22 protein-coding genes and 1 pseudogene are annotated in these 18,158 nt (G+C 59.7%); 11 read left to right on the top strand and 12 right to left on the bottom strand.

Going from position 1 to position 18,158, the window contains the following annotated elements; genetic code table 11:
- Positions 1–18: 18 nt before the first annotated feature.
- Positions 19–276 carry a hypothetical protein gene (locus tag ACCD02_RS24470; protein WP_413307748.1) on the top strand — a complete coding sequence of 86 codons (258 nt, stop codon included), beginning with the start codon at positions 19–21 and terminating at the stop codon, positions 274–276.
- On the opposite strand, the gene ACCD02_RS24465 is transcribed toward ACCD02_RS24470, so the two are convergent.
- The gene (locus tag ACCD02_RS24465) at positions 269–964 is read right to left on the bottom strand and encodes an SOS response-associated peptidase family protein (RefSeq protein WP_413307745.1); all 696 of its coding nucleotides are present in this window, start codon (positions 962–964) and stop codon (positions 269–271) included. The two genes, ACCD02_RS24470 and ACCD02_RS24465, sit on opposite strands and share 8 nt — an antisense overlap.
- A gap of 121 nt (positions 965–1,085) precedes the next feature.
- On the opposite strand from ACCD02_RS24465, the gene ACCD02_RS24460 reads away from it, so the two are divergent.
- Both ACCD02_RS24460 and ACCD02_RS24455 read left to right on the top strand, forming a co-directional pair.
- Entirely contained in the window at positions 1,086–1,364 is a 279-nt protein-coding gene (locus tag ACCD02_RS24460; protein ID WP_413307741.1) for a hypothetical protein, read from the top strand.
- Entirely contained in the window at positions 1,357–1,581 is a 225-nt protein-coding gene (locus tag ACCD02_RS24455; protein WP_413307737.1) for a hypothetical protein, read from the top strand. Before ACCD02_RS24460 ends, ACCD02_RS24455 begins: the two co-directional genes overlap by 8 nt.
- Positions 1,582–1,743: 162 nt before the next feature.
- On the opposite strand, the pseudogene ACCD02_RS24450 reads toward ACCD02_RS24455, so the two are convergent.
- The 8 genes and pseudogenes from ACCD02_RS24450 to ACCD02_RS24415 form a co-directional block, all read right to left on the bottom strand.
- Positions 1,744–3,699, bottom strand: a pseudogene (locus ACCD02_RS24450) (transporter substrate-binding domain-containing protein); the annotation flags it as partial.
- Between the two features lie 8 nt (positions 3,700–3,707).
- Positions 3,708–4,334, bottom strand: a complete 627-nt coding sequence (locus ACCD02_RS24445; RefSeq protein WP_259100813.1) for a response regulator transcription factor — start codon at positions 4,332–4,334, stop codon at positions 3,708–3,710.
- 381 nt (positions 4,335–4,715) lie between these two features.
- A complete protein-coding gene (locus ACCD02_RS24440) occupies positions 4,716–5,126 on the bottom strand; it encodes a response regulator (RefSeq protein ID WP_413307734.1) in 411 nt (136 codons plus the stop codon).
- Positions 5,127–5,334: 208 nt separating this feature from the next.
- Entirely contained in the window at positions 5,335–6,666 is a 1,332-nt protein-coding gene (locus tag ACCD02_RS24435) for a deoxyguanosinetriphosphate triphosphohydrolase (protein ID WP_413307731.1), read from the bottom strand.
- A 68-nt stretch (positions 6,667–6,734) separates the two neighbouring features.
- Positions 6,735–7,898: an EAL domain-containing protein gene (locus ACCD02_RS24430; RefSeq protein WP_413307728.1), complete on the bottom strand. Its 1,164-nt coding sequence runs from the start codon at positions 7,896–7,898 to the stop codon at positions 6,735–6,737.
- Between the two features lie 138 nt (positions 7,899–8,036).
- Positions 8,037–8,378, bottom strand: a complete 342-nt coding sequence (locus ACCD02_RS24425; RefSeq protein WP_259099991.1) for a hypothetical protein — start codon at positions 8,376–8,378, stop codon at positions 8,037–8,039.
- Positions 8,375–8,767, bottom strand: coding sequence for a phage holin family protein (locus ACCD02_RS24420; protein WP_413307725.1), 393 nt, complete (start codon positions 8,765–8,767; stop codon positions 8,375–8,377). Before ACCD02_RS24420 ends, ACCD02_RS24425 begins: the two co-directional genes overlap by 4 nt.
- A 5-nt stretch (positions 8,768–8,772) precedes the next feature.
- Positions 8,773–9,087: a DUF883 family protein gene (locus ACCD02_RS24415; protein ID WP_413307722.1), complete on the bottom strand. Its 315-nt coding sequence runs from the start codon at positions 9,085–9,087 to the stop codon at positions 8,773–8,775.
- 349 nt (positions 9,088–9,436) lie between these two features.
- On the opposite strand from ACCD02_RS24415, the gene ACCD02_RS24410 reads away from it, so the two are divergent.
- The 5 genes from ACCD02_RS24410 (at position 9,437) to ACCD02_RS24390 (ending at position 13,461) form a co-directional block, all read left to right on the top strand.
- Entirely contained in the window at positions 9,437–10,645 is a 1,209-nt protein-coding gene (locus ACCD02_RS24410) for an ammonium transporter (RefSeq protein ID WP_413307719.1), read from the top strand.
- 92 nt (positions 10,646–10,737) lie between these two features.
- The gene (locus tag ACCD02_RS24405; RefSeq protein WP_413307716.1) at positions 10,738–11,820 is read left to right on the top strand and encodes an acyltransferase family protein; all 1,083 of its coding nucleotides are present in this window, start codon (positions 10,738–10,740) and stop codon (positions 11,818–11,820) included.
- Positions 11,821–11,889: 69 nt separating this feature from the next.
- A complete protein-coding gene (locus ACCD02_RS24400) occupies positions 11,890–12,129 on the top strand; it encodes a glutaredoxin family protein (RefSeq protein WP_413307713.1) in 240 nt (79 codons plus the stop codon).
- Between the two features lie 84 nt (positions 12,130–12,213).
- A complete protein-coding gene (locus ACCD02_RS24395; RefSeq protein WP_413307710.1) occupies positions 12,214–12,516 on the top strand; it encodes a transcriptional regulator in 303 nt (100 codons plus the stop codon).
- 54 nt (positions 12,517–12,570) lie between these two features.
- A complete protein-coding gene (locus ACCD02_RS24390; protein WP_413307707.1) occupies positions 12,571–13,461 on the top strand; it encodes a pseudouridine synthase in 891 nt (296 codons plus the stop codon).
- A 187-nt stretch (positions 13,462–13,648) separates the two neighbouring features.
- On the opposite strand, the gene ACCD02_RS24385 is transcribed toward ACCD02_RS24390, so the two are convergent.
- Positions 13,649–13,873: a YgdI/YgdR family lipoprotein gene (locus tag ACCD02_RS24385; protein WP_259099978.1), complete on the bottom strand. Its 225-nt coding sequence runs from the start codon at positions 13,871–13,873 to the stop codon at positions 13,649–13,651.
- Between the two features lie 87 nt (positions 13,874–13,960).
- On the bottom strand, positions 13,961–14,554 hold the full coding sequence (gene mobA / locus ACCD02_RS24380) for a molybdenum cofactor guanylyltransferase MobA (protein ID WP_413307704.1): 594 nt from the start codon (positions 14,552–14,554) through the stop codon (positions 13,961–13,963).
- Positions 14,555–14,632: 78 nt separating this feature from the next.
- On the opposite strand from mobA, the gene moaB reads away from it, so the two are divergent.
- From moaB to ACCD02_RS24365, 3 genes are all read left to right on the top strand, one after another.
- Positions 14,633–15,172: a molybdenum cofactor biosynthesis protein B gene (moaB, locus tag ACCD02_RS24375; RefSeq protein WP_413307701.1), complete on the top strand. Its 540-nt coding sequence runs from the start codon at positions 14,633–14,635 to the stop codon at positions 15,170–15,172.
- 6 nt (positions 15,173–15,178) lie between these two features.
- Positions 15,179–16,375: a gephyrin-like molybdotransferase Glp gene (glp, locus tag ACCD02_RS24370; RefSeq protein ID WP_413307698.1), complete on the top strand. Its 1,197-nt coding sequence runs from the start codon at positions 15,179–15,181 to the stop codon at positions 16,373–16,375.
- A 62-nt stretch (positions 16,376–16,437) separates the two neighbouring features.
- Entirely contained in the window at positions 16,438–17,364 is a 927-nt protein-coding gene (locus ACCD02_RS24365; RefSeq protein ID WP_413307695.1) for a glycosyltransferase, read from the top strand.
- A 7-nt stretch (positions 17,365–17,371) separates the two neighbouring features.
- Here ACCD02_RS24365 and ACCD02_RS24360 read toward each other — a convergent pair whose 3' ends face one another.
- A complete protein-coding gene (locus tag ACCD02_RS24360; protein WP_413307692.1) occupies positions 17,372–17,890 on the bottom strand; it encodes a DUF2780 domain-containing protein in 519 nt (172 codons plus the stop codon).
- Positions 17,891–18,158: the final 268 nt, after the last annotated feature.

Here is an 18,158-nt window from a genome sequence, read left to right as displayed (position 1 = left end):
ACAACTTAGGAGCTGATAATGAAGGGATTGATTGCGATCTTCACCGTCTTATTGCTAAGTGGCTGCGCCCACCGCCCCGGCGACTGCGCGATGGGCATGGCATTAGATGTATGTTTGCCAGGTACGAATGGCTATAAAAACAGGCAGGCACAGCTGAATAAGGCGAGCCAGGCCTACGAGTTCAAAGGCGCAGCGGATGACCAGCAATGCCAGTCATACGGTGCCAAACCCGGGTCTGATGCATACGTGAACTGTCGCGTGCAACTGGCTAAATAGTAGTCAGCGGCAAGATCAGTTGCGGGCCTTGATTCTTCACGTTGCCCACCTCGCGGTTTACCGGAAACCACTCGAAGTCGCCGGTATCACGGCAGCACTCTTTAGCGATCTCGGCGGCCCTGGCCTCGTCCAGCTCAGGGTCAAGCCATTCGTTGGCCAGTTCCGGTGTCAGCACAAGGGGCCGGCGGTCGTGAATGTCGACCATGCCCTGATCGCTCGCGGCGGTGATGATCACGAAGCCACCTTCGTCGTGCGGCTCAAGCCCGGGCGTGACATGAGCCAGGGCGCCATAAAACATTGGCTCTTCACCTTTCAGCCTGATGAAGTAGGGCTGCTTCTTCTTCGGGTCGTCTGGGTCCTTGACCCACTCGAACCATCCCTCACTTGGCACAATGGCGCGACCGCTCGGCCATAGCTGCTTGAAAAACTTCCCTGTCGTCACCGTCTCGGCCCGCGCATTGATTGGGTCAGGCCTTTTCCCTTTCGCCCAGAACGGGCTCCACCCCCATTTCACGGCGTCAACCTGCAACTCATCCTCGACGGCGCGAATCAGCTTGACCCTCGTCGACGGCGCGACGTTGTACCGCCCAATTGGCTCCGGATCGACGTTGAAATATTTCGGGTACCTGGACGCCAGTACGCTGAAAAAGTCACCCATGCCGTGGTGTTGCACAATCCTTCCGCACATAGCGTCACCCGTCGAAAACTGGTCTATCCAGTATTGACCGCAAATCGCTCGCTTAGTTAACTGTATGTATATCCAGTATAGAGCAGTAGCGATGCATCTTCTAATCACCCCCAGGCGCAGCATGGGCGCCACGATTGCAGCAATGCCCGTCAAGCGGACGAATGTCATCCGAGGCGATTTGGTCATAACCAACGAAATCTGTGAGGCACTTCACCGGCACTCGAATGTGGCCAGGGTCACAGAGATATACGGCAACAGGCGGCCGCTACTCAGGGAGATGTACGACGCAACCATGTCGGCGATGGCGAGCGAAGGGTTCACGCTCAGTGGCATCGAGTTTGATGGCGAGCGCTGGTATGCGCAGTCTTGGTGGTGCCGCCCGATTCGCCAGGATGCGTAAATCGGCTGAGGAGTTGTTGCTCGAATGGCATGGCCTGATCAACGACCGGACCGCGCTGATCGCTGACCCTGACGCTCGCCGGGATTTCCTTGAGTCGTTCGTCACCAACTGCCAGGGCGTGATTGATCAAGAGGAATTGGTCGAGATGTACGAGCTCATCGACTGCGCCAGGTGGTGGGCGATCGATGAGCGGGTGACGCTTGGGATTGGGGAGTGAGTGTCGGCAGGACGCCGGGGAGGGCGGTTGAGCTGGGAAATCTTCCCCAAAACACAACCATAACTTATTGATTTTGTTAGGCTGGGGACCGACGTGTATCGTCACTATAAAATCGGTCCTTTATTGCTTCATCCATTTGAAAAATAAAGGGAATATTCAAAACATTGCCGCATCTCTCGACATGACTCGCTGGTAATCGGCGGCGTATTCGCGGGCTTCGGAGCTGTTGCTGAGAATGCCTTCGGTGACGCTTTTGCCGATCACGTCTTCACGCCGTGCCGAAAACGCCTCCAGGTAGCTGTCGTTGCACATGCGCAACAGGCCCTGATGGTCGCGCACGTAGATCGGGTGCGGGGTACCGTTGACCAGGGCACTCATGAATTCGACCTGGTCATTGAGGGCCCGCTCCGCTGCTTCGCGTTTCTTGATCTGCCGACGCATGTAGGCATTCCAGGCCAGTGAGCCAAGCAGCAGCAGGCTGGCGCCGATAAGAATCTGGTAGATCAGGCGCTGGTAGTCGTGCCACATGCCGCTGGCGGGGGTATAGGAGCGCCAGCGATTGTTGATCACGGCCAGTTCCTGGGGTGTGACGCTGGACAGGGCCTTGTCGATGATGGCCGTCAGCTCGGTGGCGTTGCGTGAGGTGGCCATGGAGATCAGGGCCGGTTCATCGCCTACCGTGGCGGTCATTTGCAGACGGTTGTTGAAGATTCCCGAGGACACGAAGTAGTTGGCGCTGAGCAGCGAGGTGATGGCACCTTCGACTCGGCCCTGGCTGAGCATGTCCAGAGCCTGAAACGGGTTGTCGGCTTCGACGATAGCGACCTCTGAATAGGCCTGGCGAAGGTACGGCTCAAGGGGGCTGCCTTGGGGAATGGCGACCCGCTTGCCTTCCAGCTGCTCCAGATGCTGCGGGTTGGCGGGCCAGCGGCGGGTGACCAGGACGAACGAGTTGTCGATGTAGGGACGACTGAAATTGAAGCGCTGCTGCTGTTCTTCGCTGGGAATCATCGCGCCGATCAGGTCGGCCTGACCCTGGCCGACCTGAGTAAGCATGTCGGCCATGCTGGGGGAGCGGTTGAACTCGAAGCGCAGCCCCGTGCGCAGCCGTACCAGCTCAAGGAGGTCAGCGGTGATGCCACGAAAGTTGCCGCTGGCATCGAAAAACGTCAGCGGCGCATAGGCTTCGTTGAATACCACGCGCACCACGGGGTTATGGGCGATCCAGCGCTCTTCGCGCGGGGTGAGCTGCAGCCTCTGGTCGGTCAGCATCAGGTCGCTGCCGGCGCCCCAGCGCTTGGATATCTCGACCCGTTCGTCCAGGGGGATGGCCTTGAGGGTCTGGTTGATGATGTCCAGCAGGGGCGTGTCGTCATTGCGCACGGCGAAGCTGAAGCCGGTGGGTTCGTGCTTGCCGAAGTTGGCCATCTGCACGTTGTTCAGGTAGCCCTTGTTGATCAGGTACTGGGTCGAGATGGTGTCGCCGAGAAAGACATCGGCCTGATTGAAGGCGACAGCATTGATAGCACTCTGGAATGAGGGGTAGCTCATCAGCCGCGCTTTTGGATACAACGCCTCGATTTCGTTCAGCGGCAGATAGTGATAGACCATGCTCAGGCGCATGTCCGCCAGCCCCTGGTTCAAGGGCCTGGTTTCGCCAATACGACTGACCAGCACGGGTTGATCGACGGCGTAGGGCGTGGACAGGCGTAGATTGCGTTCCACCGCCTCGTAGCCGTTGGCGCTGCCCAGCAGGTCGATCTGCCCGGCTGCAAGGGCGGCTACAGCGGCCTCCCGTGAATCGAAGCGACGAACCTTGATCGACAGGTGCAGGGCGCTGGAAATGATGCCGGCGTAATCGGCGGTGAAGCCTTCGTAGTCCTGGCCGGAAATGGTCAGGTCGAAGGGCGGATAGTCGGGGGCGGAGGTTCCGAGGATCAGTTCGCGCTTGTTGCGTACCCATTCCCACTGGGCATTCTCCAGCTTTACGTTCATGTGGGCGGGGCTCGAACGACTGAGCAGAGTGTAATGTTCAGCCGCCTCGAGCCCTGCCGACAAGCTTGCGCCCAGGCAAATGCTTAAAGCAACAATCAAACAGTGTTTAAGGCGCGTGGGCATCCGGTTTCTCACACTAACGCGTTGCGTTTTGCCATCTCGATAAGTTCTACCAAGGTTTTCGTTCTGAGCTTTTGCATGAGTCGTGTCTTGTAAGTGCTGACGGTTTTATTGCTGAGGAACATGCCTTTGGCAATTTCCTTATTGCTTCGCCCCTGGGCGAACAACTGCAATACCATCAATTCGCGATCATTGACCAGTTTGAAAAGTTCGACTTCGCTCGGCTGGCCGTCTGCACGGTAGACCGGAGCCAATGCCTGGCTTGGGAAGTAATTGTAGCCGGATAATACAGCTTTTACCGAACTGAGCAATTCGCTGAGATCTTCCTGTTTGCACACATAGCCGGCCGCTCCCGATTGCATGCAGCGAATGGCGAACAGCGCTGGGGTCTGTGCGGTCAACACCAGGATTTTTGATGGCAGACCCATGGCATTGAACCGCGCCAGTACTTCCAGTCCATCGAGCTTGGGTATGCTGATATCGAGAATGATCAGGTCAGGCATGCATTCCCTGACCATTTGCATGGCGTCGACCCCATTGTCAGTTTCGCCTACCACTTCATAATTTTCGTTTTCCAGCAGCATGCGTACGGCAAGGCGAATAACGGGGTGGTCATCAATGATAAAAACTGAGTTCATAGCTAGATCCATACAAACAACGAAGAAGAAAGCGCGCACCTTAGCTCAGATATTCGGGCAGGCACATTAATGGACCGCCCTGAGAAGCTGTTATAGGAAAGTTCCTACAAAAAATAGCGAATTGGAATACGCAAAAGGCCGGGTTGTGTTGTAAATGTTTATAAATGTTTTCGGTTTTTGCGCGAGCGTCTGGCTATCTGATTACACGCTGTTTATTACATTTGGATATAGATGCTCTCATTTATGCTGCAGGGTTCTGCAATAAAAAATTATATAGGTAGGCGAATTAACCCGCAGGTCTGGAAGACTGGGCGGCAGACGGCAGGTTGATTAGCCCCTGGAGGGGACCAACCCGACGAGCGGGGTGCTGGCGAGGGATGATCAGGCGGTTACGTCGGGCGCTGTATCAAGGTGGGCGATCAGATCGCTGAGGTCGGGTCCATGCAGGGGCTTGCTCAGGCAGCCCAGCAGCGGCAGGCCCAGCTCCGTGGCCTGCCTGCGCAGGTCATCGAGCTGAGGATCGGCCAGCCCGCTTAGCAGGATGGCGTGACGCATCAGGTTGCGTCGGTGAGCTTGTTCGATCAGCGCCAGCCCCATCAGATCCGGCAGGCACTGGTCGCACAGCAGCAGATCGTAGGGCTGTGCCGCCCGTTCCATTTCCTGCAGGGCTTCCCGGGCGGTCAATGCGGGTGTCAGGAGAAAGTAGCCCTGGTTGTTCAGCAGTATTTGCGTGGCAATCAGCTGGAAAGGATGATCTTCCACCAACAGGATGCGCAGGTTGTTTTTAAACATCGGAACGTTCCGGCGAGGTGCTTGCGCCGCAGGCAGCAAGCCAATGGGGCGCGAATGTGCAAGGTCGGGATTATTCGGCAGGCACCGGGGGGGCGACGATAGGACGTTTCTTTTTGGTGTGTAGGAAATTTCTGAAGCTGCGAGAGAAGAAGGTAGCTCTTGGATGAGAACCAGGCAGATGGAGCACGCCATCCGCCCGGCCTTTTCCTTACATCGGGCCTGAGCGTCCGGTCATTTCCCGGGCCATTTCACTGGCGTAGCTGTCGGTCATTCCGGCGATGAAGTCGATCATGCGCAAGAATGATGCGTGCAGTGACCAGTCCGGGCTCGGCGCACTGTTGCCGAGCAGATCAAGGATGCGCCGATGCTTGAACGATGGCGTGCGCCCGCCGAACTGCTCCAGTGCCGCGCCACAGAAGGCGTTGAGGAGGATTTCCAGGGTGGTGTACGCGCCGATCTCGTGCAGGGTCTTGCGTTTGTCCTGAAAGATCTTCTTGCGTGCCATGTCCTTGGCGCTGAGCACGCAGCGCTTGGCCGGGCCATGCATATGCTCGACCAGATCGCCGTTGAGGGTGCCGGCCAGCAAGGCATCCTGCTGCTCGACAAAGGCCCGGGCAGCCGCGTTGGTCAGGTGTTCGATGGCCTTGCCGCGCAGGATCGCCAGCTTGCGCCGCCGGGAGTCATTGGGGCCGAGCTGGCGGTAGGTGTCGGGCAGGTCATCGCCCACCAGACCCAGCAACAGGGCTTCGACTTCCGCATAGTCGAGCAGCTCCATTTCCAGGCCGTCTTCCAGGTCGATCAGGGCGTAGCAGATATCGTCAGCGGCCTCCATCAGATACACCAATGGGTGCCGGGCCCAGCGCTGGTCTTCCAGTTGCGGGATACCGAGCTTGTGGGCGATCTGTTCAAGGATGGGGAGTTCGCTCTGATAGCAGCCGAACTTGTGCTTCTTGTAGCCCAGGGAGTCGGCGTGACTGGCGGTCCAGGGGTATTTCAGGTAGGTGCCGAGGGTGGCGTAGGTCAGACGGGTGCCGCCGTCGAACTGGTGATATTCCAGCTGGGTCAGGACCCGAAATCCCTGAGCATTGCCTTCGAAGTTAAGGAAGTCCTTGCGTTCGATATCGCTCATTGCATCCAGCCAGCCACGTCCGGCCGCCTGGTTGAACCAGTTGCGGATAGCGTCTTCGCCTGAGTGGCCGAAGGGCGGATTGCCGATATCGTGGGCCAGGCAGGCCGATTGCACGACCATGCCCAGGTCGCTGGGTTCGCACCAGTCGGGCAGGGCGCTGCGCAGGGTCTCGCCGACACGCATGCCCAGGGAGCGGCCGACGCAGCTGACTTCCAGTGAGTGGGTCAGGCGGGTATGGATATGATCATTGCTCGACACCGGATGAACCTGGGTCTTGCGCCCCAGACGACGGAAAGCACCGGAGAAGATGATCCGGTCATGGTCTTTATGGAAAGGGCTGCGTCCCAGCTCCTCGGGGCTGTGCAGGGTTTTACCGAGTCGTTCACGGTTAAGCAGGGTTTGCCAATCCAAGGCGTGCGCTCCATCGATGAGATAGCCTAGCTTCAAGGTTTGGCTCGCCCGCCGCAAGGGGCGCGGTCCTACATTCCCGCAGCGTCGATATCAATCAGTAACAGGCGCTGGCCGTTGTCGAAGAACTGGCCTGCGGTCAGACAGTACTGGTTGCTGGTGGCATCGCGGTAGGTGTTGGACAGGGTCAGGCGCCGCTCGTCCCAGCCTTCGGCCAGCAGGTGATAGAAATACGGGCGCCACGACCAGTTATGGCCAACGTAGCGGGTGTCGGCCTGCCAGGCGCCCTCGCGCCACTCCAGATTGGGTGTCAACTGCGTGCCGTGGCGGTCGCACTGATAGAAGCGCAGCAGCCAGGGATAGTCGTGCAGGGCTGGCAGTGCGCTGATCGGAGCCTGGCCTTCGGCCCATTGCTGCAACACGCCCATCAGGGTGCCGAGGCGCAGGCGCAGGCTCATCAATCGCGCCCGTTCGGCTACCTTGCCCAGCACGTAGCGATCGCGCAGTTCAGCGAACTGATTGACGAAGGCATCGGCGGCGCGAAACTCCAGCTCGCCCTGGGCGAACAGGAAGCCCTGAACATAGCGAGAGCCACATTCCAGGGCAAAAGCCAGCTCGGCTTCGGTCTCGACGCCCTCGGCGATGATCCAGCAACCGGTCTTCTCGGCCATTTGCGCCAGCGCCTTGACCACATCGCTACTGGGGCCGCCCCGGGCCGCCGCCTGGAACAGGCGCATATCGAGCTTGAGGATATCCGGCTGCAGCGACAGCACGCGATCCAGTTGCGAGTAACCCGCGCCGAAATCATCGATGGCAATGCGTGCACCGGCTTCTCTGTAGCGCGCCACGACATCGGCCAGGCGCTGGCTGTCACCGCCCAGTTCGGTAATTTCGAAGACGATGCGTGAGGGTGCGACGCCGTGACGTTGCAATTGCTTGAGGCTGGGCAGGGCCTGGCCGGGGCGCAGGCGATTGATCCAGCGCGGGGACATGTTCAGACTCAGGAACCAGTCGTCCGGTACTTCATGCAGGCGGCTAAGGGCATTGTCCCGCACGATCCGGTCCAGCTTGCGCAGGGCCACCGCAGGCGTCTTCGGGTCGGCGAACAGCGAGCCGACCGAGCGCAACTGGCCATCTTCCTGGCGCAGGCGTCCTAGCGCTTCGATTCCCGCAATACGTCCTGTCGCGGTGTCGATGAACGGCTGAAAGCAGGCTAGCGGTTGCCCATCGATCACGGAGCCTCCTTTTTATAATGAAAGAAATCAAGGCATTACGGTCGTATCATAAAATTTGCCCGCGCAAGGCTGACCTGCGCGGGCAAGAGGGCTTATAGCAAGAATGTAGCCAACTGCAAGAATACAGCCAATGCGCCACTACGGTTTGCGAGAGTTGCTCTGCAATGCCAGCTTGAGCAATGGGATCAGGCTCGCCGACAGCTTGACGAAGCGCGAAAAGTTGCCGTTTCCCGGTCCTTTGGCACGCTTGCCGCTGAGAAAGCCCAGCAAGGTTACTGCTGCCACTCCCCACAGCGGTGCGTGCTTGATGCCCAGGCTGCCGGGCAGGTCATGGGCCATGTGGCGGGCGCGGCGCAAAGGATTGAGCAATTGGCTGGATTCGTGCCGCAATTCCTGACGATGCATCTCCATACGCAAGCGAATCAATGCCTTGCGCAGTTCGCGGCGGGAGTTGCCTTTGGGGAGTTCGGGCAGGCTCATGGCAGCAGTCGCTCACGGTCGTTGGCCAGTTCTTCGAGGGTTGACTCGAAGGGCGAGGATTCATCGAAGATCGCCGATTTAAGGCGCAGGGCGCAGAACAATGCTGCCAGCAGGTAGAACACGCACAGGCCAATCACGGCACCCAGGCGATAGGTGTCCCACAGCACAACCAGCACCAGCGCGGAAAGCCCGACCAGCAGCAGCAGGGCAAAAACCAGGGCCAGCCCGGCAAACAGCAGCACGCTCAGGGTGCGGGCCTTCTGTTCCTGCAACTCGATGCCGAACAACTCCACATGATTATGCAAGAGGCCGAGAAAGGCCGCGCCCAGGCGACGTATTGAAGAGCCCGATTGCCCGGCGAATGGGCCGGATTGGTTTTCCTCATTCATCGGGATCAGCGCCGTGTAGCCAGAAGGCCGAGCAGAAACCCGACCCCGGCGGCGATACCTACCGATTGCCATGGATTGCTCTGCACATAGTCTTCAGTGGCGATCATGGCAGCATTGCCGCGTTCGCGCAGGGACTCTTCGGTCAGTTTGAGGGTCTCGCGGGCCTGTTGCAGGCTTTCATTGATTTGGTTACGCAGCTCGTCAGCCTGGTCCCCGGCCAGGGTCGCGGTGTGGGCCAACAGTTTTTCCGCGTCGGCTACCAGGGTCTGGAAGTCAGCCATGAGAATTTCTTGTGCGGTTTGAGCGTTAACGCGTGCCATATGAGTCTCCGTTCGTTGGCGTATGGATGTTTCGAGTACAGCAGGTTGGCGAAGGTTCAGTCGGCTTGTCCCGCCAGGCCGCGGCGCTGACTGGTATAGCTTTTGCTTCCTGTTGGTGCGCCATGGAGGCGATCGCGCCAATCAAGGGCGCCGGTAGCGGCGCCAAAGCCGAAACCTTACTTCAAAATCATAAAATTCGAGAAAAAAACCCGGGCGATCAATCTTCTGCTGCGCCAAATAGGTTCATGGGCTGTGTTGGGCCTTAAACGGTTTTGGCGCCAAACAGGTGCGTCGGCAGAGAATGTGTTCCGCTTTGGTGCTTTTCCTTTACTTGCAGGTCTGCCCCTCGATGGAAAATGTACAGAGCGCTGTGGACACCCTTGTCCATAGCTCCAATACCCTGTTTCTTTTGCTCGGCGCGGTCATGGTTCTGGCCATGCACGCCGGATTTGCGTTCCTGGAGGTCGGCACGGTCCGGCAGAAGAACCAGGTCAATGCCTTGTCAAAGATCCTCAGTGATTTTGCCGTCTCGACCCTGGCCTATTTCTTTATAGGCTACTGGATCGCCTATGGCGTGAGCTTTGTCCAGCCGGCGGCAGTGATCAGTGCCGACCATGGCTACGCCCTGGTGAAATTCTTCTTTCTGCTGACCTTTGCCGCAGCGATTCCGGCAATCATTTCCGGCGGTATTGCCGAGCGTGCACGTTTTGCGCCGCAATTGTGCGCCACCGTGCTGATCGTGGCATTTATCTATCCGTTCTTCGAGGGCGTGGTGTGGAACGGCAACCTGGGCCTGCAAGCCTGGCTGTTACAGGCATTCGGCGCCAGCTTCCATGATTTCGCCGGGTCCGTGGTAGTCCACGCCATGGGGGGCTGGCTGGCGCTGGCGGCGGTATTGCTGCTGGGCCCGCGTCATGGTCGTTACCGCGAAGGTCGCCTGGTCGCCTATCCTCCGTCGAGCATCCCGTTCCTGGCCCTGGGCTCGTGGATTCTGATCGTCGGCTGGTTCGGTTTCAACGTGATGAGTGCGCAAAGCCTGCAGGGCCTCAGTGGCCTGGTGGCGGTCAACTCGCTGCTGGCCATGGTGGGTGGCACCGTGGCGGCGCTGGTGGTGGGGCGCAATGACCCCGGCTTTCTGCATAACGGCCCGTTGGCCGGGCTTGTCGCGGTGTGCGCGGGTTCTGATCTGATGCATCCCATCGGCGCCCTGGCGACCGGGGTGATTGCCGGGGCGCTGTTTGTCTGGTGCTTCACGGCAGCCCAGGTTCGCTGGAAGATCGACGATGTATTGGGTGTCTGGCCGTTGCATGGTCTGTGCGGCGTCTGGGGCGGCATCGCCTGCGGGATTTTCGGCCAGAGGGCATTGGGGGGGCTGGGTGGCGTGAGTCTGGTCAGCCAGTTGATCGGCACCGGCCTGGGCGTGCTGGTGGCGCTTATCGGCGGCTTTGCCGTGTATGGCGCGATCAAATGCACGCTGGGCCTGCGCCTGAGCCAGGAGCAGGAGTATTACGGTGCGGATCTGTCGATTCACAAGATCGGCGCGGTCAGCGCTGATTAACGCGCTGCTGCATGTCATCGCCTATGCTCCAACTCGCAGTCTGGTAGTACCGGTCACCGTCACGGGCGACCGGTCAGGGCACGGAGAGGAGCATGGAGCGACTGTTTTCCCTGCAGGGCCTGAGAGGCGTGGCGGTTCTGGGCGTTGTGCTGTTTCACATGATGTCGGTCGAGGCCAAGTACTCCGGCGGCGACATTCTCTTGCCGTCCTGGCTGGATTTTTTCCAGTTGGGCGTGGACCTGTTCTTCATCATCAGTGGCTTCGTCATGGTGATCGTCAGTCGCGGACGCTTTCAGGATGGCGTGCAGTCCCAGCGTTTCCTGTTCAATCGCCTGTCGCGCATCTATCCCACCTACTGGCTGTACTTCTTCCTGACCCTGGCGGTCTATCTGCTGCAACCGGGCATGGTCAACAGCAGTCATGGCTCATCCAACCTGTTGATGTCGTTCCTGTTGCTGCCCAGTGACAAGGTTCTGCTGGTCATGGTCGCCTGGTCCCTGGTGTTCGAGCTATGGTTCTACCTGGTCTTCACCGTGCTGATGTGTCTGCGTGAGCGCTGGCTGCCGTTGCTGCTGATGGCCTGGGCGCTGATCCTGCTGCTGTTCAATGGCGGTTGGGACTGGCATGACTATGCCTCCGCGCTGCAGATCATGCTGCATCCCTATGCCCTGGAATTTATTGTCGGCGCGGCCCTGGCCCTGTTGTTCTACAGCCGCCACAGTGCGCGGATTCCCGCCATCGTGGTGCTGGGCGCACTTGCGCTGATAGTCGTACCAGGCATTGCGCTGATTGGCTGGCTGCGCCTGTTCGACAGTGAAGGGGTCATGCGCATGCTGTTGGTCGGCACGGCATTTGGCGGCCTGGTATTCAGCCTGGCCCTCCTGGAGCGCCGTGGACTCCTGCGCATGCCGAAGTTCTGGGTCGCGGTTGGCGACATGTCCTACACCATCTATCTATCGCACTTGTTGGTGCTGGGGGTGATCGGGCGCGTCTGGCAATGGCTGGGAGTCTGGTCCCAGAGCCCGTGGGACAACCTGGGCTTTGTGAGCCTGATGTTCATCGCCGTGCTGTGCTACGGCTGGGTCGGCTACCACTGCTTTGAAAAACCGGTGCTGGATCGCGCCACGCGGTTCTGCAAGCGCCACTTCAGGACACGTGAGCGGTTGACGACCTGAGTGGCCCTCGACGCGCCTTGCCGGGCGGTCCTAGAATGACTGCCCATTCCCCTGCTGGAGGGTCATCGCATGCCACCCGAATGCCAGTTGTTCGGTACCCTGGGCTGCCATCTGTGCGAAATCGCCGAAGCCGAACTGTTCCCGTTGGTCGAGCACGGCCTGTTGGTGGAGTTGATCGATATCGGTGAAAGCGAAGCGATGTTCGAAACCTATGGTTTGCGCATTCCGGTGCTGCGCCGGGTCGACACCGGTGCTGAACTGGACTGGCCTTTCAATGCCGACCAAGTGGTGGCGTTTCTTCAGGCGTAGTCCTTTTCTGATTTGCTTCCTCGATGTTGACAGCCTCGACGATTCCCGATTGAACGAATGGGAAAACTGTAAAGAGGTGACACCATGGTTAACGTCGAACAACTCAAAGCCAGCGTCAATCGCATGCCGGTCGACAGGGTCTGCGAAGCAGTGCTCGAACTGCGCCTGGATGGCCTGGTGCTGGAGTCCCTGACACCGTTCAATCGGCTGCATTTCAATACCTGTTTTGCTGAAGTCGAAGCGTTGTTTCAGCGCGCCGGCTTTCATCGCCGACTGGATGTAGTGGGTTATCAGGGGCAGTTGTATGCCTTGTATGACGCCACGCGTTGGCAGCCGGTTGATGTGCTGCATTGGCTCAAAGCCTGTGTCGAACGCAAGCGGGCGTAGCCCGGCGGGGATGCTTGAGGGACAATGCGCGCTTGTCGCTTGCGAGAGTCCTACATGTCCACCGCCGTTTTCAATGCTGCCGACCACCAGGCCAGTACCCTGTATCTGCCACCCGGCCCTTGGGCCACGGTACTCGACTGTCTATGTGAGCGTTTTGCCGCCATCAGTCGCGAGCAGTGGCTGGACCGTATCGCCCGTGGCCGGGTATTGGATGCCGATGGTGCGCCGATCACCGGGCAGCTGGCGTATCGCGAGGGCCTGCGCATTCATTACTTTCGCGAAGTGCCCAATGAAACGCCGATCCCCGTCGAGGAAACGATCATTTATGCCGACGAGCATCTGTTGGTAGCCGACAAACCGCATTTTTTGCCAGTGACACCGGCCGGAGAATACGTCGAGCAGACCTTGCTACGCCGCCTGATTCGCCGCTTCGATAATCCGGACCTGGTGCCGCTGCACCGCATCGACCGACACACCGCCGGGCTGGTGCTGTTTTCCGCGCGCAAGGACACTCGTTCCGCTTATCAGGCGCTGTTTCCTACACGAAAGATCGATAAACGCTACGAAGCCATCGCCCGTGCCTTGCCACAACTTGATTTCCCGCGCCTGCACCAAAGCCGTCTGATTGATGGCGAGCCGTTCTTTCGCATGCAGGAGGCGCCTGGGCCGAGCAATACCGAAACGCGCATCGAAGTCTGTGAGCGTAACGGTGACTGGTGGCGCTATGGCCTGTATCCGGTCACCGGCAAAAAGCATCAGTTGCGTGTGCACATGGCGGCGCTGGGGGCAGGGATCCAGAATGATCCTTTCTATCCCGATGTGCTCAAGGACGCCGTGGATGACTTCAGTCAGCCGCTGAAACTGCTTGCGCAGAGCTTGCGCTTTGTCGATCCGGTGACGGGGCAGGGGCGGTTTTTCGAGAGTGAGCTGAAACTGGCGTGGTGAGGAGCCGTTGGAGCGAGGCTTGCCCGCGAAGAGGCCGGTAAACTCGACGCATCTCTTCGCATGAAATGCTGCTTTCGAGGGCAAGCCTCGCTCCCACGGTGCCCAAGCCAAAAGTAACCGCTGGCTACAAAAAAAACGCCCCGAACCAGTCGGGGCGTTTCGTTTTTACGTCTGAAGCGCGAAGCAATCAGAGGTCCTTGACGGTGCGGACCTGATCCTTGTTGACGCGGGTTTCCTTGCCGTCCAGCTGCTTGAACTCGTAGAATCCCGACTTTTCATCGTACTTCGGCGAGTCGACAGCCTGGATTTCACGGCCATCGTTCAGCGTGATCACAGTAGGCGTAGAGCAGCCCGCCAGGGATGCCAGGCTGACTGCGAGCAGCGTGGCTGCGTAAATATTCCGTTTGATCATGACTGTGTCTCCGGTTGAAATTCTGCAAATACTGAAGTTTCAGACGTTTGCGTGCAAGGCAAGTTCCATGAAGTATTGCCGATGGTGTCAGAGAGTCGCCTGACTAAGCAAATCCGGGGTGTTGAGGTTGGCCAGGCGCGGATCGCCTGCCGGGCATTGCAGGGCGATGCCACCGAGCCTCTCCAGGACCCGGCGCGGGCTACGCTCACCCGCCTGCCAGGCGGCTTCCACGGCGGCAGCGTGCTCGGTGGGGATGATGCACAACAGCGGCTGCCAGTGCTCACCATCGCGCACCATCACCGGCTGGCCGGGGTGGGCACTGGCAGCCTCCCGCAGGCCCTCGACGAGGGCGGCATCGATCAACGGCACATCGCAGGGCAGTACCAGCATATAGCCATGGCGTGCCAACGGCAGACCGGCGCGAATCCCCGCGAAGGGGCCGTTGAAATCATCGTTGTTGTCCTGCACCAGACGATCGGCGTAGGCCGCGTAGCGCTCCATATTGCGGTTGCAGGAAATGATCAGATCGTCGGTCAGCGGACGCACCAGTCGCTGTATGTGCTGGATCAACGGCTCGCCGCGCCAGTCGATCAGACCCTTGTCGCGGCCGCCCATGCGCTGGCCCTGGCCGCCGGCCAGCAACAGGATCGAACAAGGGGGCAGGGGGCAAGGAGTGGTCATGACGGACTCAATCGAGGCAGTGAAAAGGAGTGCTGTGATATAACACCGGCCTGTTTCCTCTACAACTGGATCGAGCCGATGAAAGCCAAGGCTGACACCCCCTTCGTACCCCTGAATATTGCCGTGCTGACGGTCAGCGACACCCGCACCCGGGAAACCGATACCTCTGGTCAGATGTTTGTCGACCGCTTGAGCGACGCCGGGCACAGCCTGATCGAGCGTGTGCTGCTCAAAGACGACCTGTACAAGATCCGCGCCCAGGTCGCGACCTGGATCGCCGATGACCAAGTGCAGGTTGTGTTGATCACGGGCGGCACCGGTTTCACCGGCCGTGACAGCACGCCGGAAGCCGTGGCCTGCCTGCTGGACAAGCAGGTCGATGGCTTTGGCGAGCTGTTCCGGCAGATTTCCGTACCGGATATCGGCACCTCCACCATTCAATCCCGCGCGTTGGCCGGCCTGGCCAATGGCACGCTGGTCTGCTGCCTGCCAGGCTCGACCAATGCGGTGCGCACCGGCTGGGATGGCATTCTTGCGCAGCAACTGGATAACCGCTTCCGCCCGTGCAACTTCGTGCCGCACCTCAAGCAGGCCGAACCCTGCGCGACCCGAGGGTAACGCGCGATGAGTCTGTTGCCGGTTGAACAGGCCTTTGCCCGTCTGATGGAGATGGCCGAGGCTGCGACGATTCGTGAGCATGACAGCGTGCCCCTGGCTGCGGCTCAGGGCCGGGTACTGGCCGAGGATATGGTCTCCAGTCTCGACCTGCCGCCCTGGCCGAACAGCGCCATGGACGGCTATGCCCTGCGCCTGTCTGACTGGGCTGGCGAGCCCCTGCGGGTCAGTCAGCGAATTTTCGCTGGTCAGGCGCCTCAGCCTCTTGAACCCGGCACCTGCGCCCGCATCTTTACCGGCGCGCCTGTGCCGGAAGGCGCCGACTGCGTGGAAATGCAGGAAAACGCCGAGGTACTCGATGATCAGTGTGTGCGCTTCACCGAAGCGCTGAGCCCGGGTCAGAACATTCGCCCCCAGGGTCAGGAAACCCGCGTTGGCGACAGGGTCCTGGCCGCGGGTACTCGGCTGGGCCCCGTGGAGCTTGGGCTATGCGCTTCCCTGGGCCAGGCTGAGTTGAAGGTGGTGCGCCGGGTACGGGTTGCCGTACTCTCCACCGGTGATGAGCTGATCGAGCCAGGCCAGCCTCTGGGGCCGGGGCAGATCTACAACAGCAACCGGGTATTGCTGTGCAGCTGGCTCAAGCGCCTGGAGTGCGAGGTGATCGATGCCGGGATTCTACCGGACGATCTGGACAAGACCCGGGCGGCCCTGGGTGCCTTGCACGACGTCGACCTGATTCTGTCCACCGGCGGCGTGTCCGTTGGCGAGGCGGATTTCCTCGGCCATGCCTTGCGCGAAGAGGGCGAACTGGCGCTGTGGAAGCTGGCGATCAAGCCGGGCAAACCGCTGACCTTCGGTCATTTTCGCGGCGTGCCGGTGATCGGCCTGCCGGGCAATCCGGCGTCGACCCTGGTGACCTTTGCCTTGCTCGCCCGACCGTACCTGCTGCGCCGTCAGGGCGTGAGCGACGTGCAGCCGCTGCAATTCAAGGTGCCCGCCGGGTTCGTCTGGAGCAAGCCGGGCAACCGCCGCGAGTACCTGCGCGGGCGCCTGGAACAGGGCCGGGCGGTGTTCTATCGCAACCAGAGTTCCGGGGTGCTGCGCAGTGCCGCCTGGGCCGACGGCCTGATCGAAGTGCGTGAAGGCAGCACCGTGGCCGAGGGCGATCTGCTCAACTTCATCCCGCTGAGCGAGGTTTTTGGCTGATCTGAACTACCCTCAAGACTGCTGACAAATTGGGTGTCCTGTTTTCGCCCCGGAGTATTGTTATGCAGTTCTTGAGAGTGGCCTGCGTTATCCCGACCTACAACGGGTGTCAGGATCTGGAACGATTACTCGATTCCCTGTTGACGCAAACCGCCCGTTTCGACACCTTGATCGTCGACTCCAGCTCGTCCGATGGTACGCTCGAGCTGGCTCAGTCGCGTTGCGCGAATGTGATGCGCATCGACAGCAAGGATTTCAACCACGGCGGCACCCGGCAAATGATGGTCAACCGCCATCCCGACTACGACGTCTACGTCTACCTGACGCAGGACGCTTACGTCGAAGACCCCGACGCCATCGCCAATATTCTTCTGCCCTTCGCCGATCCCAAGGTTGGCGCCGTCTGCGGCCGACAGTTGCCCCACAAGAATGCCAACCTGCTGGCCCAGCATGCGCGGCTGTTCAACTACCCGCCGGTCTCACAGATCAAGACCCTGGCCGACGCACCGCAACTGGGGATCAAGACGCCCTTCATGTCCAACTCTTTCGCCGCCTACCGCCAAGAGGCGTTGCTAGCTGTCGGTGGCTTTCCCAGTCACGTGATCCTCTCCGAAGACATGTACGTCACTGCGCGCATGCTCCTGGCCGGCTGGAAAGTCGCCTACGAGGGTTCGGCTGTATGTCGCCATTCCCATAACTACAGTCTGCGCGAAGAGTTCTCCCGCTACTTCGACATTGGCGTATTTCAGTCCCGTGAGTCATGGATATACGCAACCTTCGGCGGGGTAGGCGGGGAGGGCCTGCGCTACGTCAAATCCGAGCTCAAATTCCTTGGCTGGCGCCGCCTGTGGTTGTGGCCTCTGGCTATCCTGCGCAATGCCGTGAAGCTGTTGGCCTACAAACTGAGCAAGCAGGAAAAGCGCCTGCCCCGGGTGGTGAAGAAGAAATTGGGGATGTATAAGCGCTATTGGGACAGTCCCCACGCCTAGAGCAAAGTCAGCTCCCCGCACCCCAGATACTGCCCAGATTTTTCAGCGTCGAACCACCAACACCTTGTCCGCCCAGGTATTCCAGGATCACCGGGACAAACTGGCCAACCATGGAACTGTCCATGCCCAGGGCGCTGAACGTCTTGTTGACGTCGGCCATGCTCTTCACATTGCCTGCCGCGCTCCCCCCGGAATTGCCCAGGATACCGCCCAGGCCACCCAATGCACCGGCACCGGTCAGTTGATCCAGACCCGGTACGTATTGGCTTAGCTGGCTGTAGTCATTGCCGGACAGCTTATTCTTGGCCAACCCCAGCAAAGCGCGTGTACCGCCGACAGCCTGTTGTGGTGTGACATTGAGATTGTTGCCGAGTGTAGTGATCAATCCCGTCGCCTGGGTCGCCTGCTGACTGTTGCCAGTGGCGCCGGAAACCGCATTGGCGGCGTCGTTTAGATTGAACGCGAAGGCCGGGGTTGCCGACAGTGTCATTAGGATTGCCAGAACAATACCTTGTGAAATCTTCATTGGGGCTTTCTCTTGCCGATTAAAAGCAGGGCTTTGACTGAGTGACGGCGGAGAATGTTCCTACGGTGTAGACGAAGTCCGCCGGGTGGTTTTGGCTGCTTCGATCGTCGGGCAATTCGCCGGGTTGCTTGGGATGGATCCAGTTGTCATGGAGGGATTGGTGGTAGAAGGGTTATGCCCTGCCAATCCCTCCCGGATAAATGCATGTTTTCGAATATCGCCGCTTGCAGGCCCACGGCCATGCCCGCCAGGCCGGCGTGTAACTGGA

The organism is Pseudomonas sp. Pseusp88 (assembly GCF_047303955.1).
Classification (GTDB): domain Bacteria; phylum Pseudomonadota; class Gammaproteobacteria; order Pseudomonadales; family Pseudomonadaceae; genus Aquipseudomonas.
Note: the sequence above shows the minus strand (reverse complement) of the source record. Positions and strands in the feature narration are given on the sequence as shown.

What these genes read in the sequence shown, in the direction of transcription:
- ACCD02_RS24365 (WP_413307695.1), top strand. Translation starts at nt 16,438, where the DNA reads ATGCAGTTCTTGAGAGTGGCCTGCGTTATCCCGACCTACAACGGGTGT.
- ACCD02_RS24425 (WP_259099991.1), bottom strand. Translation starts at nt 8,378, where the DNA reads ATGAGCCTGCCCGAACTCCCCAAAGGCAACTCCCGCCGCGAACTGCGC.
- ACCD02_RS24400 (WP_413307713.1), top strand. Translation starts at nt 11,890, where the DNA reads ATGCCACCCGAATGCCAGTTGTTCGGTACCCTGGGCTGCCATCTGTGC.
- moaB (WP_413307701.1), top strand. Translation starts at nt 14,633, where the DNA reads ATGAAAGCCAAGGCTGACACCCCCTTCGTACCCCTGAATATTGCCGTG.
- ACCD02_RS24465 (WP_413307745.1), bottom strand. Translation starts at nt 964, where the DNA reads ATGTGCGGAAGGATTGTGCAACACCACGGCATGGGTGACTTTTTCAGC.
- ACCD02_RS24410 (WP_413307719.1), top strand. Translation starts at nt 9,437, where the DNA reads ATGGAAAATGTACAGAGCGCTGTGGACACCCTTGTCCATAGCTCCAAT.
- ACCD02_RS24405 (WP_413307716.1), top strand. Translation starts at nt 10,738, where the DNA reads ATGGAGCGACTGTTTTCCCTGCAGGGCCTGAGAGGCGTGGCGGTTCTG.
- ACCD02_RS24445 (WP_259100813.1), bottom strand. Translation starts at nt 4,334, where the DNA reads ATGAACTCAGTTTTTATCATTGATGACCACCCCGTTATTCGCCTTGCC.
- ACCD02_RS24415 (WP_413307722.1), bottom strand. Translation starts at nt 9,087, where the DNA reads ATGGCACGCGTTAACGCTCAAACCGCACAAGAAATTCTCATGGCTGAC.
- ACCD02_RS24420 (WP_413307725.1), bottom strand. Translation starts at nt 8,767, where the DNA reads ATGAATGAGGAAAACCAATCCGGCCCATTCGCCGGGCAATCGGGCTCT.
- ACCD02_RS24460 (WP_413307741.1), top strand. Translation starts at nt 1,086, where the DNA reads ATGGGCGCCACGATTGCAGCAATGCCCGTCAAGCGGACGAATGTCATC.
- glp (WP_413307698.1), top strand. Translation starts at nt 15,179, where the DNA reads ATGAGTCTGTTGCCGGTTGAACAGGCCTTTGCCCGTCTGATGGAGATG.
- ACCD02_RS24470 (WP_413307748.1), top strand. Translation starts at nt 19, where the DNA reads ATGAAGGGATTGATTGCGATCTTCACCGTCTTATTGCTAAGTGGCTGC.
- ACCD02_RS24385 (WP_259099978.1), bottom strand. Translation starts at nt 13,873, where the DNA reads ATGATCAAACGGAATATTTACGCAGCCACGCTGCTCGCAGTCAGCCTG.
- ACCD02_RS24455 (WP_413307737.1), top strand. Translation starts at nt 1,357, where the DNA reads ATGCGTAAATCGGCTGAGGAGTTGTTGCTCGAATGGCATGGCCTGATC.
- ACCD02_RS24395 (WP_413307710.1), top strand. Translation starts at nt 12,214, where the DNA reads ATGGTTAACGTCGAACAACTCAAAGCCAGCGTCAATCGCATGCCGGTC.
- ACCD02_RS24360 (WP_413307692.1), bottom strand. Translation starts at nt 17,890, where the DNA reads ATGAAGATTTCACAAGGTATTGTTCTGGCAATCCTAATGACACTGTCG.
- ACCD02_RS24440 (WP_413307734.1), bottom strand. Translation starts at nt 5,126, where the DNA reads ATGTTTAAAAACAACCTGCGCATCCTGTTGGTGGAAGATCATCCTTTC.
- mobA (WP_413307704.1), bottom strand. Translation starts at nt 14,554, where the DNA reads ATGACCACTCCTTGCCCCCTGCCCCCTTGTTCGATCCTGTTGCTGGCC.
- ACCD02_RS24390 (WP_413307707.1), top strand. Translation starts at nt 12,571, where the DNA reads ATGTCCACCGCCGTTTTCAATGCTGCCGACCACCAGGCCAGTACCCTG.